Below are 17,224 nucleotides of genomic sequence, written 5' to 3'. Positions count from 1 at the left end.
TGTTGAAAAAAATGTACCAGTAAGTCGTCAAAATCTTGCATCACCCCATAAAGACACGGCTTGTCGAAATCAATGTACACCCCCAAGTCCCCGTAGTATGAAAAAACCATGAGATTCCTGTCTTCTTCCATTGGCTTTCTTCTTCGCATCACCATCATCGGCGCCGTGTTTCGCGCTATCGTGGCCATTTACCTGCAAATCTGGGATTTGATGGATTTTAACTCTATCAAAAGCACGTTCCCGGCCTTCATTCACGGCTGGCACTTTGATCTGGCGATCGGAGCCGTAGCTTATTTACTTCTGTACTGGCTGATTCTGATTTTCAACCTTTCGCCGAAAGCGGCCAGACGATGGAACTTCCTGTTCCTGTGGGTTTATATCGTCATGGTGGTGACTGATTCCCTGTACGCCAAGGAAACCGGTCGTCACCTTTCTTACGAAATCTATTCGATGTTCACCATCGAAGGCTCGATGCTGGCCCTGTTTGGGCGTTATTGGGTGGCGGTGTTGGTGTCATTGGTCGCCGCTGCAAGCCTGAATCTGTGGCTAGCTCCAAACTATAAACCTTCTTCTGGTCCCATCGGCCGCACATTTGCGATGCTGCTTGCGGCAGTTCTGGCCGTCATGAGTTTCCGAGGCTTTGAAGGCATCCCCCAAGACCCGTCCTGGGCTTATCGCGCTGGCGGCGGACCTCAAGGAGCCTTCTTGGCCCTGAACGGAGCCTATGGAATCTTCTGGGCCGCGGTGGGTGAAAAGAAATCCAGCAAAGAAAACATCGCCCTCCCCAAAGACATCAACACCGAGAAAGTTTTTGCCGCCTGGAAGGCCCAGCGTGGCATCCATGCACCCATCGGCGGCTTTGATGGTAACATCGTGATTGTCTTCCTGGAAAGCTGGTGGGGGTCCGAGGTCGACCGCATACAAGACGGAGTTGAGATCCTGCCGTTCTTCAACAAACTTCGCCGCGAGTCCCTGCACACAGATCTGTTCCTGGCCGGCGGTCATCGCACCACCGAAGGGATTTTCTCAAGCATGTGCAGCCTTCCCAACCCACTGGGAAAAAGCATCATGTACTCGGAAATTGAAAACAAAGACTTCGTCTGCCTTCCCCGTTTGCTCAGCGAAAAAGGCTATAGCTCGGCCTTCTTCCAAGGATCTGATCAATACACCAGCGGCACGGGATTGTTGGTGCTAAAGACCGGCTTCCAAAGCTCGTATGGAAAACGCGACATTCCTGATTACGAGAAGCTTGAGCAAAACGCCTGGGGTGTTTACGACACGGATTTGTATAAATTTGCCCTGGACAAGATGAACGGCCTGCGTGAGCCGTTCTTGGTTGGAATCAATACCAACACCACTCATGACAACTTGTTCCCGGCCAGAGCCGATCGCCAGAAGTATAAAACCATCCGCCAGTGGGCTGATACGGAACTTCAAGATTTCCATAAGCTGCTAGCCAGTCGCAAGTGGGAAAAAGACTGGCTGCTGGTCTTGGTTGCTGATCACACCACTTATGGTGGATCCAGCATCTTCGATCACTATGCGATTCCGTTCCTGATGAAACACTACACCAAAGACGGCAAAGAAAGCCGCGTGCTTCCGAACAAACTTTTACCGGGAGCTTTCTCTCAGTCCGACATCGCGGCCACCTTGGCCGATATCACAGGCGTAAAGGCTCCAACGTTCCTGGGAAGATCCTTGGCGCGCCCGGAAGCCTTCAGCCCCGGCGCCAGCATCTTCCATCTGGGCCAGTCGGCTTGGTTTGATGGTGATTGGGCCGTCGTCTTTAACATCCGCAACCCGGGTGAAGAAAGATGCTTTAAGTGGAAAGAGGACATGAGCTTCACCAAAGAATCCCCATGTCCTGCCAACGGCAAGAAAATGCACGAAGAAGGTTTAAGCTATATCAAAGAGTCGCAGGAGCTTTTGTTTAAGTGACAATCCGCATGTTATCAAAGAGTCCTAGATGCCAGGGGCTTGGGGACTCTTTTGATCATCGGATCTCGACGTTTTCTTTCCAACGTACTGCAATTCTCTGCCGTAGACAGCAAAATCCAAAGGTCGTTCCATGCACAAATGTGCTCGGCAATCTGAAAGACAGAATCATTCTTCAGATTACGAAATAACAGGATGCCATCCTCATGAGTCAAATTTGAAAGAACCTTTGGCAGATCTTCAGAATCAAACATCACAGGCACCCGGCCCCAGTACCAAGCCACATACGAACTGGTCATTTCACCGCGAACCCGGTCTTCTTCCGTCGCTTCAAAATAAATATTCTTGATCGGAGTCCGCTTCACATCGTCAGAAAGAGCGAAAATTCCAGCACTCCCCACATTGTGAACCGTGATGGGCAAAAAGCTGACCAAAAAGAAATAGGCCACCCCAACATAGAAAAGCCCGCGACTCCAGTTTAATGTGTTCACTTTGACTCTTTGAGAAATCAGAAAAGCGGCCCCCAGAGCGATCCAAGGGAAAATGGGAACCAAATACTGCCGATTGTGGCGATGACTGAAACCATACACCGCAAAGTGGATAATAAATTCAAGGGCCACTGCACAGGCGAGCAAGCGATGGTTTCGTTTCCACATCAACACCAGTCCGGGAATAAAGAGAAGAGCCACCACATGAGCATGCGTCAATGCATCCCTAATAAACCAAATAGCCCCCACCGGATCAGTCGCCGCCTCCTGAATATCGTTATGAACTACGAACTGGCGATACCAGTACGACTTCCAGAAAAGAAATCCTTGTGAAGAATAGTGACCCCAGGTAAACAGCCCCAGCGGAGCCAAGAAACCAATCAACGCGAGGCTCACCGCTCTGAGTTTCCAGCCACTTCTCATCAGGAAAAAAATCGCCACCGGAAATATCCCGACAGCTGCAGCTCCTTTAACAAGCACTGCCAAGCTTAGAAAGAATCCTGTCGCCAAACTATCCAGGGCCGAGCCATCAGGAACAACCCTGCTGGAAAAGTAAAACGCCACCAGCATAAAGGAAACCATCGGCATATCGAGCCAACCGCTGGACATAAAATTCATATAGACATTGATAGACAAAAGACACAGCGTCGCCACCAAGGCCGTATTTTCATCAACCAAACGGCGGATAGCCGAGAAGAATGCCAGCACCCCTACAATTCCCAAAATGGATGCTGAGAAATGTATTCCTTGGGCAGTCGCACCGAGCAACTTGATGGAAATCGCATTAAGCCAGAGGCCCAAATAAGGATGCTCTACAAAGGGATCAAAGATACCAGGGGCCAGCTTGGGGCGAAACCAATCCCCGCTCTCTAACAGTCCACGCGCTATTGCGCCATAGGTGGCCGTGTCTAATCCAACCCCAGGTTCCCAGCTGTTAGCAAAGACAAAAAAAACAAAAGAAAGTCCAATCCAAAGGACACTAGTCCCACGCATGTTGTCGCCTCATTGTAATGTAAACAAACATTACATCATCACAATAAAACAAACAACTGTTGGTTTTTTAAAAGAATTGCGAGCTTTAGCTCACCACCACACCTGGACCTCCACCCAGCTCTTACTTGCCCATCCCTGCATTTCCAACAAGCACCGGCTTCAGCATTAACATCATCGCCTTGCACGTCGCGTGAGATCCATCATCCCAGAAAGAAGGTCCGGCATCATCCCCGGGCACTCCGTCCCAGTACGACTGCACGTGAACCTTGTCGGACTGTAGAGCCCTGATCATCTCTAACCACTCTTGATGAGACTTCACAGCCTCGGGGTGATCTTTCGCGTGTCTGCGTGCAAACTCCGGATGGAATGGTGGAACCAGGATCAGCACTTCCACACCCTGCTCGGCCGTGGCTTTGATCTGCTTTTTAAACAGCTCTACAAAGTTTGGATTTAGTGGTGCCCTCATCGGGCCACCGAAAGTCGAATAGCTGACGTCAATTTCTTTGGCCAAAACATCGGCCGTGGTTTTTCCGGCATAATCAGCCGCCGCGCACTTTTGATAATCAATGCCACTGCCGCTGCCTTTGGGCGCAAACATGCCGTCGGACTTTTTCTGATTCAACTGATGAATGGCCGCTTCCAACGTGTTGTGACTGATCAGACTTTGCAAGTGCTCTAGATAGTACTTCACCCCATCAAGACCTTCGACGTCAGCCAACAGCTTTTCACGCAGCACCGGCGTCTGACGAACCTTTACGTCCGTCACTTCACCGGCAAGTTCGAAATAGTCGGCAATCCAGATGACTTTTTTCAAAGGCAGTTTTTGATCCAAAGCGGTTCTCAACAAAGCCACTTTCAACAGCAACCCTGCGCCGCCCTTAGAAAGATTGATCGTTTTTAGCCCGGTGACTTCTTCCACCCACAATGCGGAGGTCGTTTCCCCCCGGGAAGAGCCCAAAATCACAATCTGGGCTTCAGGATTGGCCCCGACAATCTGGGCTGCCTGATAATAGACGTTCTGACTTTGTCTGTTGGTATCAATAACGCCACAGCGATAGTAGCACATCGGGTCCACAGCAAAGTTAAAACCCGCCACCAGCGCCATTAGTCCGAGGATGAAAGCCGCAAGGAAAAGAATCATTTTCAAAGTATTACTTTTCATACGCCCCACCTAGAATTGGAAGTAAAGGAATGGAGATTCCTCACCCATGTACATCAGACACACCACGAACATGAATGCCATCAAAGCCGCTCGCCATAGCGTGGGCTTAAACTCACGCTCCCAGGTGTTCTTGGCCAAGAAGGCCACCAAGATCCCGACACCCAAAGCTGCAAAGAAACGGTCCTTGTGTTTCAGCGGAATCAACGTGATGTCCCAGTTGATGTCACCATTTAACATAAACACCTTCTGCAACCAGAACAGCGCCTGATCAACTGAATGCGCACGGAAGAACACCCAGCCCACACAGACCAGGAAGAAGGTGAAAGTCCACTTCACGTATTTGTTGCCAACACCCTTCCAGCCACGGTCCTTAAACAGTCTTTCAATCGCCAGAATCCCACCGTGGAAGCAACCCCAGACCAGATATGTCCAGTTCGCCCCGTGCCACAGGCCCCCGATGGCCATGGTTAAAAACAGATTGCGGTAGGTTTTCAAAACCCCGGCGCGATTTCCCCCCAGGGAGATATACAGATAATCCTTCAACCAGGAAGACAGCGTGATGTGCCAGCGCTGCCAGAACTCAGTGATTGAAAGCGACTTGTACGGAGAATTAAAGTTCTGCGGGAACTGAATGTTCATCATCAGTCCCAACCCCACGGCCATGTCGGAATAGCCGCTGAAATCAAAATACAACTGCATGGTGTAACCAATCATGGCAATCCAAGCCTCAGCCGTAGAAGCCCCGGCCATATTCATCACCAGCGGATCCACCACCGCCGCGATACGATCGGCGATCATCATCTTTTTGGCCAGACCGAAAACGAAGAAATAACACCCCTTCCAGAAGTTCTCTGGATTGAAGAAGTAGGTTTTGGAGTCTTCCAGCTGGGGAACGATATAGTTGTGACGAACCAGTGGGCCCGAGATCTGGTGCGGGAACAAAGTCACATAGCCCGCAAACTCCAATAGGTGCGCATGCGCATTGGATGTCCTGCGGTAAACGTCAATCACGTAAGACAGGGACTGGAACGTGTAAAAGGAAATACCAATGGGCAGTACGAGATTCAAAATCGGCAGCGGCGGCGCAAGCCCCGTCACCTGCAGGGCTCCATTCAAAGAGTCCGCAAAGAAGTTGTAGTATTTAAAGAATCCAAGAATCCCAAGATTGGCGATCACCGAAATCAGCAGGAAGGTCTTTCGGCGCGCCTGTGAGGTCGTCATCGATATGGCTTTGGCTAAATAAAAATCCAGAACCACCGTGAACAACAGCAGGAACACATACACTGTGCTCCAGTAACAATAGAAAAACACACTTGAAAGGAACAAGAACCATAGTTGCAGGTTCTTTTTCGTGATCCAGTAATAGCCCAGCAACGTGAACGGCAGGAACAGGAATAAAAAGGCGTAGGAGTTAAAAAGCATGGGCACACAGTACCCAATAAATGGCTCAGAAAAAAGGTTCTGGCACCGTTTTGGGCCACAGTGCGTCTAACGCAACATGGGCCCGAAAAAGAACCAGGAACCTTTTTATTTCAACCCTAGCAGGAAGTCGAAGTCCTCTTTGGTCAGAGCCCCACCGGCACCGGTCAGGTCCGTGCTGGCTTCGGTTTCCGAGAACAGGCTTTGGAACTTGCGGTTTTTGCGCTCTTTTAGAAGCTCCATCTTTTCTTCCAGGGATTCGTGCATGATATAGCGGAAGACCTGAACGGCCTTACGCTGCCCCAAACGGTGCGCACGGTCTGTGGCCTGATTTTCGACCGAAGGATTCCACCATGGTTCCAGATGGAACACATAGCTGGCCTTGGTCAAATTCAAACCCACCCCGCCCGTTTTCAGGGTCATCACTAGAACGGCTCCGCCTTTGGTTTCGTTGAAGTCCTTTAAGATCTTCTGACGTTGTTTGGTCGGAATCGCCCCGTGCAGGACAAAGACTGGAATACCGACAGCCTTCAAAAGCTTTTCGGTGCGTTCCAAGGTCTGCAGGAACTGGGTAAAGACCAGCGCACTTTCACCGGACTCGATGATCTCTTGAAGTGAGTCCATCAAAGCCTCCAGTTTCGGCGGCGTCTTTTCATACTTTACTTCCGGCAAAGCCCCAGGATCGGAGCACGCCTGACGAAGTCGCAACAAAGCCGTCAACATCTGCAGCTGGGACTGAGACTCCCCGGCTTCGCGGATGGTGTCTTGAATGCGCTGATTATACGCAATCGCAATATCGCGGTAGATCTGCTTTTGCTTGTCTTCAAAGGCGATGCTGACCTTGGTTTCCTGTTTCTCAGGAAGCTGATCCAGGATCTCTTTTTTAGTTCGTCGCATAATCAACGGTCTGGTTTTAAGCTTCAGATCCTCGACGTCTTCCAGCAACACCACTTCGGTGTTCACAAAGTGACGGCGGAAATCATCGTACTTGCCAAGGCAACCCGGCACCACCAGATCCAACAACGAATAGAACTCACCAAAGTGATTTTCCATCGGCGTACCCGTCAGGCACATTTTAAACCGGGCATTTAACATGCGCGCCGAACTGGTTCTTTTCGCGGTGATATTTTTCAGATTCTGAGCTTCATCAAAGATCAGGACATTCCAGTTGTACTGACTCAGGAACTCGTCATTTTCCATCAAAAGACCGTAAGTAGTCACAACCACCAACGGCTCTTTGGCTTCAAGGCGTTTGCCAAGGCGATCATGGTCCTTGCTGGTAAAGATCTCAAATGGCAGCTCTGGAGTGAACTTCGCGACTTCGCTTTCCCAGTTGTAGACCAAGCTGGATGGCACTACGACCAGCACCTGCCCCAGCTGTTCGCGCGTGCGAAGCAGATCCAGGAACGACAGCGCTTGCAGGGTCTTACCCAGACCCATGTCATCCGCCAGCAGTGCGCCCATGCGCAGAGTGAATAGATCCAGCAACCACTGCACACCTTCGTGCTGATAGGTTTTTAGTTCCGCTTTCACAGAACCCGGCAGCTTCACCAAATCCGTGCGTGTACCCAAACCATCATAGAAAGCACAGATGCGCTTCCATTCCTCATCCCCGCGGAAGGCATAACCCGACGCCCGCAAGGCAAGTAATTCAAGCGCCTGGTGCTTGGGCAGTTGATAGTATTTGTCCGTCCAGGCTTTTTTGGATGAGTCTTTTTTACCCGCCTGAAGCTTTTGCCAGAAACCTTCCAAACGGCGCAGCGAAGGGATTTCTTTGCGCGGCACAAGGAAGAACTTTCCGTCGTACTCAACCACACCCCCGCTTCCCATACTTTTTAACTGCGTGGCATCGATTTCTTTTCCTTGCAGGAAGAAACGAGGATTCAGCTCAAACCAGTTCAGCATGCCTTCATCCAGCTTGCTGACAATCTGGAAGTCGACAACGAATTCATTCTGACCAAGTTCTTGCAGCAGCTGACCGCGCACGTACAGGCGAATACCATGATCCACCAAAGGTTGCAGCAATCCCAAGGACTGAGTCGGCGTGACGTCTTCTTTACCCCAGGAAGGCATAAAGAAATGCCCTTGCTCCAACATCGGGTCTTCTTCGAGCTTTCCATCCCAGGTCTTGGTCAAAAAACCTGTGCGCGCACGCTTAAAGGCACTGCCTTGAGTGGAAAGAGCCATGTATTTCAGAATTTCATAAAGAACACGGAACTCCCGCTCAACGGAGCCCGAGAACAGGTACTCGCCCTTGGAACTGTAGATGGCTTCACGCTCACCCACTGATTTCAGAACTTTGGCGACATAGTCGGCAAAGATCCCCAGCACGCCTTTGGAGCAAAGCTCGTCCAAATCCAGTGTTTTAGTCAAGCTGGTGCCGTCCCCGGTGACAAGCAGGCTGTGAACACGACTGCGCAAGGCCGGGAAGATATTCGCCGGATCACAAGTCGTTCCATCAGTCAGCTGACCTTCAAAGTGATAAGTCAGGGCTTCTAAAGTCAGATACTGCAAGACGCCCAGGTGTTTTAGGATCTTCAAATCCCACTCGCGCTTTTTGAAACTGCTGGAGGCCAGAGTTTTGACTTCGGTTTGCAGCAAAAAGCCCAAGCCCTCTTGCAAAGTGCGCATGATCAGCACCACCGGAGTGCTGAAACCCATTTTGCTGACGGTTTCTTTTTCATTCAGCGTAAACACTTTTTCCGGAACAAAGCCCGCGTCATCCTGATGGTGCAGATTCAAGACACTCGCAATCGCACCCATATCATGGCTGCCACCCTGAACACGCACCGGAAGCGAACGTCCGCGCAGGAATTTCATAAAGGCCGCTGTTTCGCCTTTACCCTCCACATGCAGGTGCGAAAACGCTCTGGGGCGATCCGTCTTCAACTGGCGGGAATAAAACTGATCTAAAGCTTCGCTTTCTTTCTTCCACGCAAAAGCGACAACCGCACCGGTGGTAAAATCCACCGCGAAATTATCAAAGAAGATGTATTTCTGCTGATCTTTTTGCGCCGTCAGCAGCGCCGAGGTTTTGACTTCGTCAGAACCGCTGAACTCAACCTTCCATTCAAAGGCGTCTTCAGCTTCCACGCTGATGTTGCCGACCTGGAAGGCCTTACCAAGATCTTTTTGATCCTGCAGATAGAATTTCAGATCCCCCTTGTTCACCCGGCGGGTGATACGGGAAAGAAGCTCTTGCATGACCGCTTCAATATCCAGCAGGTCACGGCTGAAAAAACGATGCGGGTCACTTGGCAACAGCGGCCAATAGACTTCAAAGGTCTCTTTGCGCGCCGGACCCGGCAAAAGATCCCGTGGCACCACGGAACGATAAGCATGACGAAGAATATCCCGGCTGCTGATTTGCACACCGTCATTGAAGTTATACCTTAAAAGCCCCGCCAACTGGTCTTGATGGCGCACATCGGCCCAGTACACGGTTTCTTTTTGCAAAGACCCGCGGAAGGCCTGAGGAAGCCCCCACACTGCCCCGGTGCTGGCATCATCCCCTTCGGGAACGCGATTCAGCTCATAGACCTTGTTCCACTCTGGCAGGTATTCTTCCAGGGCGCGGTCTTCATCCAAAGACAGAGTTTCAGTGACCAGACTGATGGATTCAAGTTTTAAGTTATCAGGCAGACCTTTGCCATCGCCTTCACCGCGATGGGCTTTTTTGGTTTCGGTCAGATCCCAGAAGTCTTCACAGAAATTGCTGACCTGGAAGCTGTGATTGCGCAGGAATCCACGATCCACCGACAGCGCCCACCAAATCAGGATCAACGACGCCCACTCATGAACGCAAATGTCTTCTTTGTCCTTGCGGCTTACTGCGCACTGGGCACAGTGGAAGGTCAGCTCCCCGCCCTCACCGTCTTCTTCAACCTGCACATAGGATTTACGCAAAGAGGATTCTTCCGCGTAAACAAACTGGATTTCCAGTCCGCCGTCTTCCTTTTTTTGGATGTTGTGGCTGTCCAAGGACATTTTTTTAAGAATGCGGAATGCGTTTTCAGCAACAGGCATTTGCTCCAGGGTCGCAAGATCCTTGGGGCTGACTAAATGAGAAATTTTTTGAAGACTTAATCCGGAAAAGGCCATCCCTACAAGGTAGCAGAAGTCCTTGAAGAATAAAATTCTTTATACCACTGAAGTGTTTCTTTCAGAGCATCTGTGAGGTTTCTTTGAACTTTCCAGTTCAGATCGCTCTGAGCGAGCTTTGAATCCAAATTCGCATGAACAGACAAAGAGGACTTCGACCCCTCGCCCAAATTCACCCGGGCATTTTCTCCCCAATAACGAGCCAAAGCTTGCGCAACTTCGCCGACTGTGTTAGTCTCTTTCGCCGCAAAATTATAGGTCGGCGCCAGCTTCGGCCCGCGCTCAAACAAAGCTTCGGCAAGACTCAAAAGACCCGCCACCTGATCCAGCACGTGAATCCACGGGCGCACGGACTGAGGGTTCTTCAATTCAAAACTATTCCCCGCAACAAAGGCCTGCACAGCCTGCGGAATCAATGCGTGTTCGGTGAAGTCCCCGCCTCCGATGGCAGAACCCATCCGGGCCGTGGCAATGGCAATTTTATGCTTGTTGTATTTTTCAGGAGCAAAGAAGCTCTGACGATAAGATAGTGCGATCATCTCGGCACACAGCTTGGCCGTGGGCAAAATCGCTGATGGCGCCACCGCATCTGTTTCAACCAGCTCTTCGCCGGATGTTTTTCGTGCATAGACCTTGTCAGAACTAACAACCACCAACGAACGAACCGAGGCCGTTTCCCGCATCAGCTCCATCAAAGTCGCCGTTCCCAACGCCGCTTTGGCAAAGGTTTCCAGAGGTCTTTTGCCAAGATCTGAAATCAGGCCACTTTCGCCCAGATGCAGAACCACATCAGCTTCGGTAAATTGCAAAGCCTCGCGCAATGCGGACTCATCCCGCAGGTCCCCGTAGGTCATCGAGATTTTCTGGCCCAGGTTTTTCAGATCAAAAAGATTCGGAGATGTGGTGGCTGTTTCACCAAAACCAAACACCTGAGCTTGGGAATCAAGCAAAGTCTGCACCACCCACGCCCCCAGAAAACCCGTGGGGCAGGTGACGAAAACTCTTTTGCCGTTCCAGAAATTAGTCACGGCTTAAGCGCCGCCCAGAAGATTTTGTTCTACCCCATGACCGCGATGATCCGGGTGCACCCAGTGCGCCAGAACCTTGCCTTCATAGTTCCAGTAAAAGCCCACAGGGTCGGTTTCAAAGATCGCCACACGCAGTTGGCCGTTCTTTTCCGTCGCTTTCATTTTCAAAAGGGTCTGCGCCAGGGATTCAGGGCTGATTTTCCCGCTGGATGCTGAGGGCGTGCAGTGCGCCTCATAAAGACGGGCTAACAAAGAAAGCTCAACTAGGTTGAACATGCTTTCACGAATAAAGTACTTATCAGTCTGAAGTGATGTCATCCCACTAGCCTAACCACTCCGTTCGGGTGAAGCAATCGCAAAGCAGGAACGGTCATTTAATGACCTAGCCCAAAGGCGATAACCCCGCGGTGCTGCACTTTGGATTCCATAAACCGGGCCAGAATCTCGGCCATCATCAGGTTCATGTGACCGGCCTCAAGCTCTGGCACGTCAGCCACATAGAAGCGATTTTTTGATTGAACGATATAGGGTACGATTTCGCGGGTGATGGAGTTTCGCGACTCCGCCAACATGGAAAATTTGCTCATGTCCGAAGGCAGAAGCTCGACCTGTTCAGTCAGGGTCTTACTGTTCTTTTTAAAGAAGCCGCCCTCATACAAAACCTCATCAAAAAAGCCGGTGAACTCCTGCCGAGCCATTCTTAAAAAACGCAGACCCATCTCGTTTTCCAGGCGCGGGCCCATCTGCCACACATTATATCCAAACCAAGCCACGCTCCCCTTGGCGCTCATAAAGTCTTCAACAAACACCCGGGGAACGCGATGGTCAAAATGAGTTCCAATATAAATATTCTTATCACAGCGATGCACTTCTCCGCTTTGATAGTTCGCAATCCCCGAAGCGTGAACAGAATACCCCACATACGGGGCCAACAATCCACGCAACTGATCGGCAAAGGCTTTCCCAGAGGCCAATTGGTCCCGGGATTCCGCATCGAAATAAATCTGAACGCAGTTAGCCTTCTCCGGCGTCGACAATCCGCGAAAAGCGGCGATGCCAAGACTGCCGATTGCCACCAACCCCAAGAGAACCAACAAGTCTCTTTGACGTCTCATTCTTCACCTACTTGAAAGGGATAACCAAGGCTAACGAGGTCTTTTTGAAAACTCGAGTTAAGTTGATGTAAAGATCGTCAGAACTAAATACTTCGAACCCCTGACAGAATAGCTGTTGTCCGCGAGCAAAGAGGCTTCTATGCTGTGGGATATGACAAAGTTATTGATTACAGTAATGGCGGTTTTCGGCATTTCCACCTCTGCAATGGCCTTTGAATTGGCTCAAGGACTGACTCCGCCGGGCCGTCAGCGCACGACATTGAACTATGTGGGCTTTTTCTATGACAAGGCCGAGTTCCCACAAGAGCGCGCCAACATGCGCTATCAACTGATGGACCTTAGCTCCCCGGTTTACAAAACTGAAACACAGTCCGTGGGTTTGAGTTTTTCCGGAAGCCAGATGAGCGTGGATCCTGCTCAGAATGGGTATTCCGAGCTTTACGACATCAAATTCGGCGCAAGCTACACAAAAGTGCTTGGTGAAAAACGCATGTGGTCCGTGATGGTCAATTACGGTTCTGCCAGCGACAAACCCTTCTATGACCCGACGGTTTCCACTTTGGGGATCACCGCCTTTTACTCTTACCCGAGCGATGAAAAAAGCAGCTGGCTGCTTCTGGCGAACTATTCCAACAACCGCCCGATTCTGAACAACATTCCCCTGCCGGGCTTTGCCTGGTTCTATTACCCGTCCCGCGAACTGAATCTGGTGCTGGGTGCCCCGTTTGCTTCCATCAACTGGCAGTTTGCCGACAAGTTCGGACTGACCTTTTTCACGCTGGTTCCATGGGTGATCAAAAGCACGGTCTATTATAAACTGAACGATTTCGCCCAGGTGTATGCGGGAATGGATTTCAGCCAGGTGACTTATTTGCCGTACGGCCGCGAAAACCGCGAAGATCGTTTATTCTACGATGAAAAGAAATTCCTGATGGGGATCAAGTCGCCATTGTCGAAATCCGTCTTTGCTGACTTCGAAGTGGGCCACGCCTTTGACCGCCGCTTCTTCATCGCCGAAAACTACGAAATCAACCCAGGCAACCAAGTCGACATCGGCAACGCCTACTACGCCAAACTAGCCCTCAGAGTCGCCTTCCAATAAACAACGCAACGCTTATGCAAAAGTAAGCAGGTACCTTTTAACCAGGCACCTTTTAGAAAAACCGTTCAAAAAGGTCGCAGCGCAAGGCGGAGGGTTTTTCGCGTAGCGGAGGCGTGCTCCTAGCACGTCGGAGTGAAGCGAAAGGCCCGACAACGCAGTCGATGGGGCCTTTTTCAACGGTTTTACCCGAAGCGGCCGGTGATGTAGTTTTCTGTTCTTTGATCTTTGGGGTTCGTGAAGATCTGGTCGCTGGCGCCGAATTCGATCAGGTCGCCCAGATACATGAAGGCGGTGAAATCAGACACGCGGGCTGCTTGATGCAAGCTGTGGGTGACGATCGCGATGGTCACGTCTTTACGAAGCTCTTGAATCAGTTCTTCGATGTGACGAGTGGAGATCGGATCCAGTGCGGAGGTTGGTTCATCGAGCAGCAGGATTTCAGGTTCGGTCGCAAGGGCGCGTGCGATGCACAGACGCTGCTGTTGACCGCCGGAAAGCGCTGTCGCCGATGAATGCAAACGGTCTTTGACTTCATTCCAAAGGCTCGCCTGCTGCAGGGACTTTTCAACCTGCTCTTCGATGAAGCTTTTCTTTTTCACTCCGCGAACAGTCAGACCGTAGGCGACGTTGTCATAGATGCTTTTCGGGAACGGATTTGGCTTTTGGAAAACCATTCCGATACGCATGCGCACTTCCATCGGGTCAATGTCTTTACCCAGGATGTTACTTTGATTTGGATAAAGCAGAATCTCGCCCTGGTATTGGGCATTGGCATACAGATCGTGCATGCGGTTGAAACAACGAAGCAGCGTGGTCTTACCGCAACCGGAAGGACCAATCAAAGCCGTCACGCGGTTTTCATAGATCGGCAAAGTGATGCCGTTCAGAACCTTTTTATCACCGTAAGAGAAAACCAGATTTTTAACTTCAGCGCGCAAATTCAACTGCATAAATTACCACTTCATCTTTTTACGGAAACGAGAGCGCAGGTAAATCGCCCCACCGTTCATAATCAAAGTCATCACAAGCAACACCACACCCGTGGCGGCCGCATTCACATGGAACTCCGGCTGAGGTCGTGACAACCAGTTAAACATCTGAATCGGCATCACGGTGAAAGGATCCATGAGCCATGTAAAGTTCACGTAAGGGAACTGCCCGTCAATCGGCGGTGTCGGCAGGAACGCGATGAACGTCAAAGCGCCGATTGTAATTAACGGTGCCGTTTCACCGATGGCCCGGGACAACGAGATGATCACTCCCGTCAGAATTCCGCCGGAAGAGTAAGGCAGAATATGATAACGAATGGTCTGCCACTTGCTGGCCCCCATGGCATAGCTCGCCTCACGAATCGTGTTCGGGATGGAGCGGATGGCTTCACGGGTGGTGACGATGATGATGGGAAGAACCAACAAACCCAAGGTCAAACCCGCCGTCAGAATGCTCTGACCCAGTTTTAACTTGTAAACGAAAAGACCCAGCGCCATCAGACCGTAAGTGATCGAAGGAATCCCCGCCAAGTTGATGATGTTCAGTTCAATGATCTGAGACACCCAGTTTTTCTTGGAGTACTCTTCCAGATACACCCCGGCGGCGATCCCCAAGGGAATGGCACAAAAAGCCGTGGTCAGCATGATCAGGAAAGACCCCACCCAAGCGGACAAGATCCCCGCTTTTTCAGCAAAGCGCGACGGGAAGTTCACAAAGAATTCGGCATTGATACGCGGAACCCCGGTCATTCCCAGATCCACAATCAGGGTCAGCAAAGTCACCAACGCAAAAAGCAGAGACAACAAACCCATCAGGGCAAAAGCAAAATCCCACATCTGACGGCGCTTGATATTCGCCAATAGTTCCTGACGTGATTCCATTTACTCTTTCTCCTGGAACTTTTTGCGCAGCCACAGGCCCACGATATTGAAACACAAGGTCAGCACCAAAAGGCTCAAGCCCGCCACGTAGATACTCTGATACCCGATCGAACCGTGAGGTAAATCGCCCAAGCTGACCTGAACGATAAAGGCCGTGATGGTCGCCGCAGGTTCGGTGGGATTGATGGTCAGATTCGGCTGCATACCAGCGGCAATCGCCACAACCATGGTTTCACCCAAAGCACGGGAAATGCCCAGAATGTAGGCAGAAGTGATCCCCGAAAACGCTGCCGGAATCACCACCCGGAAGGCCGTCTGCATACGCGACGCCCCCACGGCAAAGGAGGCCTCACGCAGGTGATTAGGCACCGAGCGCATGGCATCTTCACTCAGACTGGAAACATAAGGGACGATCATCACCCCTATCACAATCCCCGCACTCAGGACATTGAAGCCACCCAAATTCGGAATGATCTTTTGCAAAAGAGGCGTCACAAACAACAAAGCAAAATAACCGTACACGACGGTCGGCACAGCGGCGAGAAGCTCTAAGACAGGCTTTAAAATTTCGCGCGCCGAAGGACGAACGTACTCACTTAAGAAAGCGGCTGCCACTGTGCCTAATGGAATCGCCACCGACAAGGCGATCACGGTGGAAAGCAAAGTTCCACTGAGCAGAGGCAAGATGCCATAACGGGCATTTTCAAAAAGCGGAGTCCACTGCGTGTCGGTTAAAAAGTCTTTCAGGGACACATGCGCAAAGAACGGCATGCTTTCCGTCACCAAAATACCGACAATGCCGATAGTGACCAGAACCGAGGAAGCTGCCGCCAGGAACAGAACCGTTTCGATGGCTCTCTCCCTTAAACGACGCATCCGCCGGACCGGGTGGTCGGCGGATGTGAATTCAGAAAGTTTTCTAAGTTGGCTTTTACTCACGTGGCTAAACTACAACGAACCTTCACGTTTCATCAACTCTTCAATTTTCAAACCCACTTCAGAGTGGCCGCCAAAGACGGTTCCAAGCTTGTTCTTTTTAACGTTCTCTTTAACCATGTCATAAGCCTTGGCTGGAAGTGGAACGTATTTCACCTGAGGAACGATTTCAAAGGACTTGCCGATATAGAAGTTGATGAACTCCTTTACTTCCGGCTTCGCCATGGACTTTTCGCTCACATAGATAAAGATGGGGCGAGACAGTGGGAAGTAAGAACCGTTCTCAACGGTTTCACGACCTGGAAGCACCGCTTCGTTTTTCTTAGGGGCTTTGTCGCCACCCACGATAGCTACGACTTTCAGCTTACCTTTGTTCTCTTCATAGTACGCCAGCGGAACATAACCCAAAGCGTAAAGATCATTGGAAACACCTGTCACCAAAGTGTTGTCATCTTCAGAAGCTGTATAGTCACCGCGAGAGGATTTGGATTTACCAACAACGGCTTCAGTGAAGTAGTCAAAGGTGCCAGAGTCTGAACCTGCACCGTAAAGCTTCAGTTTTTCTTTAGGCCAAGCTGGATTCACGTCAGCCCAGGTGTTGATTTTGCCTTGAGCGCCTGGCTCCCACATTTTTTTAAGGTCAGCCACGGTGATGGACTTCAACCATGTGTTCTTAGGATTTACCACCACAGCAGTAGCGTCATAAGCCACTGGCAATTCCAGGAACTTGATGCCCGCTTTACGGCAAGCTTCGATTTCAGAGGCCTGAATTGGACGGGATGCATTTTGAACGTCTGTTTCACCACGGCAGAACTTTTTGAAGCCCCCGCCTGTTCCGGAGATACCCACGGTCACACGCACTTTACCACGCTGGGAAGTTTGGAACTCTTCCGCCATCGCTTCGGTGATTGGGAACACAGTCGAGGAACCATCGATTTTGATAACTGGAGCTTGTGCGTGCGCCAAAGCCGCGCCCATAACAACAGACAAAGACACTACAAAGTTGGTCAACATAAAATCTCCCTATGGATTTATGAGACAAACTCTAGCACTATGATATTGCGCTGTATTGTT

Annotated in this window: 13 protein-coding genes; 2 read left to right on the top strand and 11 right to left on the bottom strand. The window is 50.7% G+C overall.

The genetic code is table 11. The annotated features are described in order from the left end of the window. Positions 1-108 precede the first annotated feature (108 nt). Positions 109-1,938, top strand: a complete 1,830-nt coding sequence (locus tag BD_RS07600; protein ID WP_011164145.1) for an LTA synthase family protein — start codon at positions 109-111, stop codon at positions 1,936-1,938. A 14-nt stretch (positions 1,939-1,952) separates the two neighbouring features. Here BD_RS07600 and BD_RS07595 read toward each other — a convergent pair whose 3' ends face one another. The 7 genes from BD_RS07595 to BD_RS07565 all read right to left on the bottom strand — a co-directional run bounded on the left by BD_RS07595 (position 1,953) and on the right by BD_RS07565 (position 12,241). Then, entirely contained in the window at positions 1,953-3,416 is a 1,464-nt protein-coding gene (locus tag BD_RS07595; protein WP_011164144.1) for an ArnT family glycosyltransferase, read from the bottom strand. A gap of 121 nt (positions 3,417-3,537) precedes the next feature. Beyond that, entirely contained in the window at positions 3,538-4,578 is a 1,041-nt protein-coding gene (locus tag BD_RS07590; RefSeq protein WP_041583515.1) for a hypothetical protein, read from the bottom strand. A 9-nt stretch (positions 4,579-4,587) separates the two neighbouring features. Next, positions 4,588-6,000: an MBOAT family O-acyltransferase gene (locus BD_RS07585; protein ID WP_011164142.1), complete on the bottom strand. Its 1,413-nt coding sequence runs from the start codon at positions 5,998-6,000 to the stop codon at positions 4,588-4,590. Positions 6,001-6,105: 105 nt separating this feature from the next. Next, positions 6,106-10,023 carry a DEAD/DEAH box helicase gene (locus tag BD_RS07580; protein WP_231839319.1) on the bottom strand — a complete coding sequence of 1,306 codons (3,918 nt, stop codon included), beginning with the start codon at positions 10,021-10,023 and terminating at the stop codon, positions 6,106-6,108. Between the two features lie 77 nt (positions 10,024-10,100). Beyond that, positions 10,101-11,126, bottom strand: a complete 1,026-nt coding sequence (locus tag BD_RS07575) for a CDP-glucose 4,6-dehydratase (RefSeq protein ID WP_011164140.1) — start codon at positions 11,124-11,126, stop codon at positions 10,101-10,103. A 3-nt stretch (positions 11,127-11,129) separates the two neighbouring features. Further along, positions 11,130-11,444 carry a hypothetical protein gene (locus BD_RS07570; RefSeq protein ID WP_011164139.1) on the bottom strand — a complete coding sequence of 105 codons (315 nt, stop codon included), beginning with the start codon at positions 11,442-11,444 and terminating at the stop codon, positions 11,130-11,132. 56 nt (positions 11,445-11,500) lie between these two features. Further along, entirely contained in the window at positions 11,501-12,241 is a 741-nt protein-coding gene (locus BD_RS07565; RefSeq protein WP_011164138.1) for a hypothetical protein, read from the bottom strand. A gap of 151 nt (positions 12,242-12,392) precedes the next feature. Between BD_RS07565 and BD_RS07560 the strand changes: the two genes are divergently transcribed. Next, a complete protein-coding gene (locus tag BD_RS07560; protein WP_231839318.1) occupies positions 12,393-13,343 on the top strand; it encodes a hypothetical protein in 951 nt (316 codons plus the stop codon). 182 nt (positions 13,344-13,525) lie between these two features. Here BD_RS07560 and pstB read toward each other — a convergent pair whose 3' ends face one another. The 4 genes from pstB to BD_RS07540 all read right to left on the bottom strand — a co-directional run bounded on the left by pstB (position 13,526) and on the right by BD_RS07540 (position 17,164). Continuing rightward, complete coding sequence (gene pstB / locus BD_RS07555) at positions 13,526-14,293, bottom strand: phosphate ABC transporter ATP-binding protein PstB (RefSeq protein WP_011164136.1); 768 nt, start codon at positions 14,291-14,293, stop codon at positions 13,526-13,528. 3 nt (positions 14,294-14,296) lie between these two features. After that, on the bottom strand, positions 14,297-15,214 hold the full coding sequence (pstA, locus tag BD_RS07550; protein ID WP_011164135.1) for a phosphate ABC transporter permease PstA: 918 nt from the start codon (positions 15,212-15,214) through the stop codon (positions 14,297-14,299). Beyond that, positions 15,215-16,090, bottom strand: coding sequence for a phosphate ABC transporter permease subunit PstC (pstC, locus tag BD_RS07545; protein WP_088565489.1), 876 nt, complete (start codon positions 16,088-16,090; stop codon positions 15,215-15,217). Positions 16,091-16,162: 72 nt separating this feature from the next. After that, on the bottom strand, positions 16,163-17,164 hold the full coding sequence (locus tag BD_RS07540; RefSeq protein WP_011164133.1) for a PstS family phosphate ABC transporter substrate-binding protein: 1,002 nt from the start codon (positions 17,162-17,164) through the stop codon (positions 16,163-16,165). Positions 17,165-17,224: the final 60 nt, after the last annotated feature.

Origin of the sequence: Bdellovibrio bacteriovorus HD100 (genome assembly GCF_000196175.1) — a bacterium.
GTDB classification, from domain to species: domain Bacteria; phylum Bdellovibrionota; class Bdellovibrionia; order Bdellovibrionales; family Bdellovibrionaceae; genus Bdellovibrio; species Bdellovibrio bacteriovorus.
This window is presented reverse-complemented; position numbering and strand designations above follow the sequence as displayed.

Coding starts and splice junctions, on each gene's coding strand:
- BD_RS07600 (WP_011164145.1), top strand. CDS start 109: ATGAGATTCCTGTCTTCTTCCATTGGCTTTCTTCTTCGCATCACCATC.
- BD_RS07595 (WP_011164144.1), bottom strand. CDS start 3,416: ATGCGTGGGACTAGTGTCCTTTGGATTGGACTTTCTTTTGTTTTTTTT.
- BD_RS07590 (WP_041583515.1), bottom strand. CDS start 4,578: ATGAAAAGTAATACTTTGAAAATGATTCTTTTCCTTGCGGCTTTCATC.
- BD_RS07585 (WP_011164142.1), bottom strand. CDS start 6,000: ATGCTTTTTAACTCCTACGCCTTTTTATTCCTGTTCCTGCCGTTCACG.
- BD_RS07580 (WP_231839319.1), bottom strand. CDS start 10,023: ATGCCTGTTGCTGAAAACGCATTCCGCATTCTTAAAAAAATGTCCTTG.
- BD_RS07570 (WP_011164139.1), bottom strand. CDS start 11,444: ATGACATCACTTCAGACTGATAAGTACTTTATTCGTGAAAGCATGTTC.
- BD_RS07565 (WP_011164138.1), bottom strand. CDS start 12,241: ATGAGACGTCAAAGAGACTTGTTGGTTCTCTTGGGGTTGGTGGCAATC.
- BD_RS07560 (WP_231839318.1), top strand. CDS start 12,393: ATGACAAAGTTATTGATTACAGTAATGGCGGTTTTCGGCATTTCCACC.
- pstB (WP_011164136.1), bottom strand. CDS start 14,293: ATGCAGTTGAATTTGCGCGCTGAAGTTAAAAATCTGGTTTTCTCTTAC.
- pstA (WP_011164135.1), bottom strand. CDS start 15,214: ATGGAATCACGTCAGGAACTATTGGCGAATATCAAGCGCCGTCAGATG.
- pstC (WP_088565489.1), bottom strand. CDS start 16,090: ATGCGTCGTTTAAGGGAGAGAGCCATCGAAACGGTTCTGTTCCTGGCG.
- BD_RS07540 (WP_011164133.1), bottom strand. CDS start 17,164: ATGTTGACCAACTTTGTAGTGTCTTTGTCTGTTGTTATGGGCGCGGCT.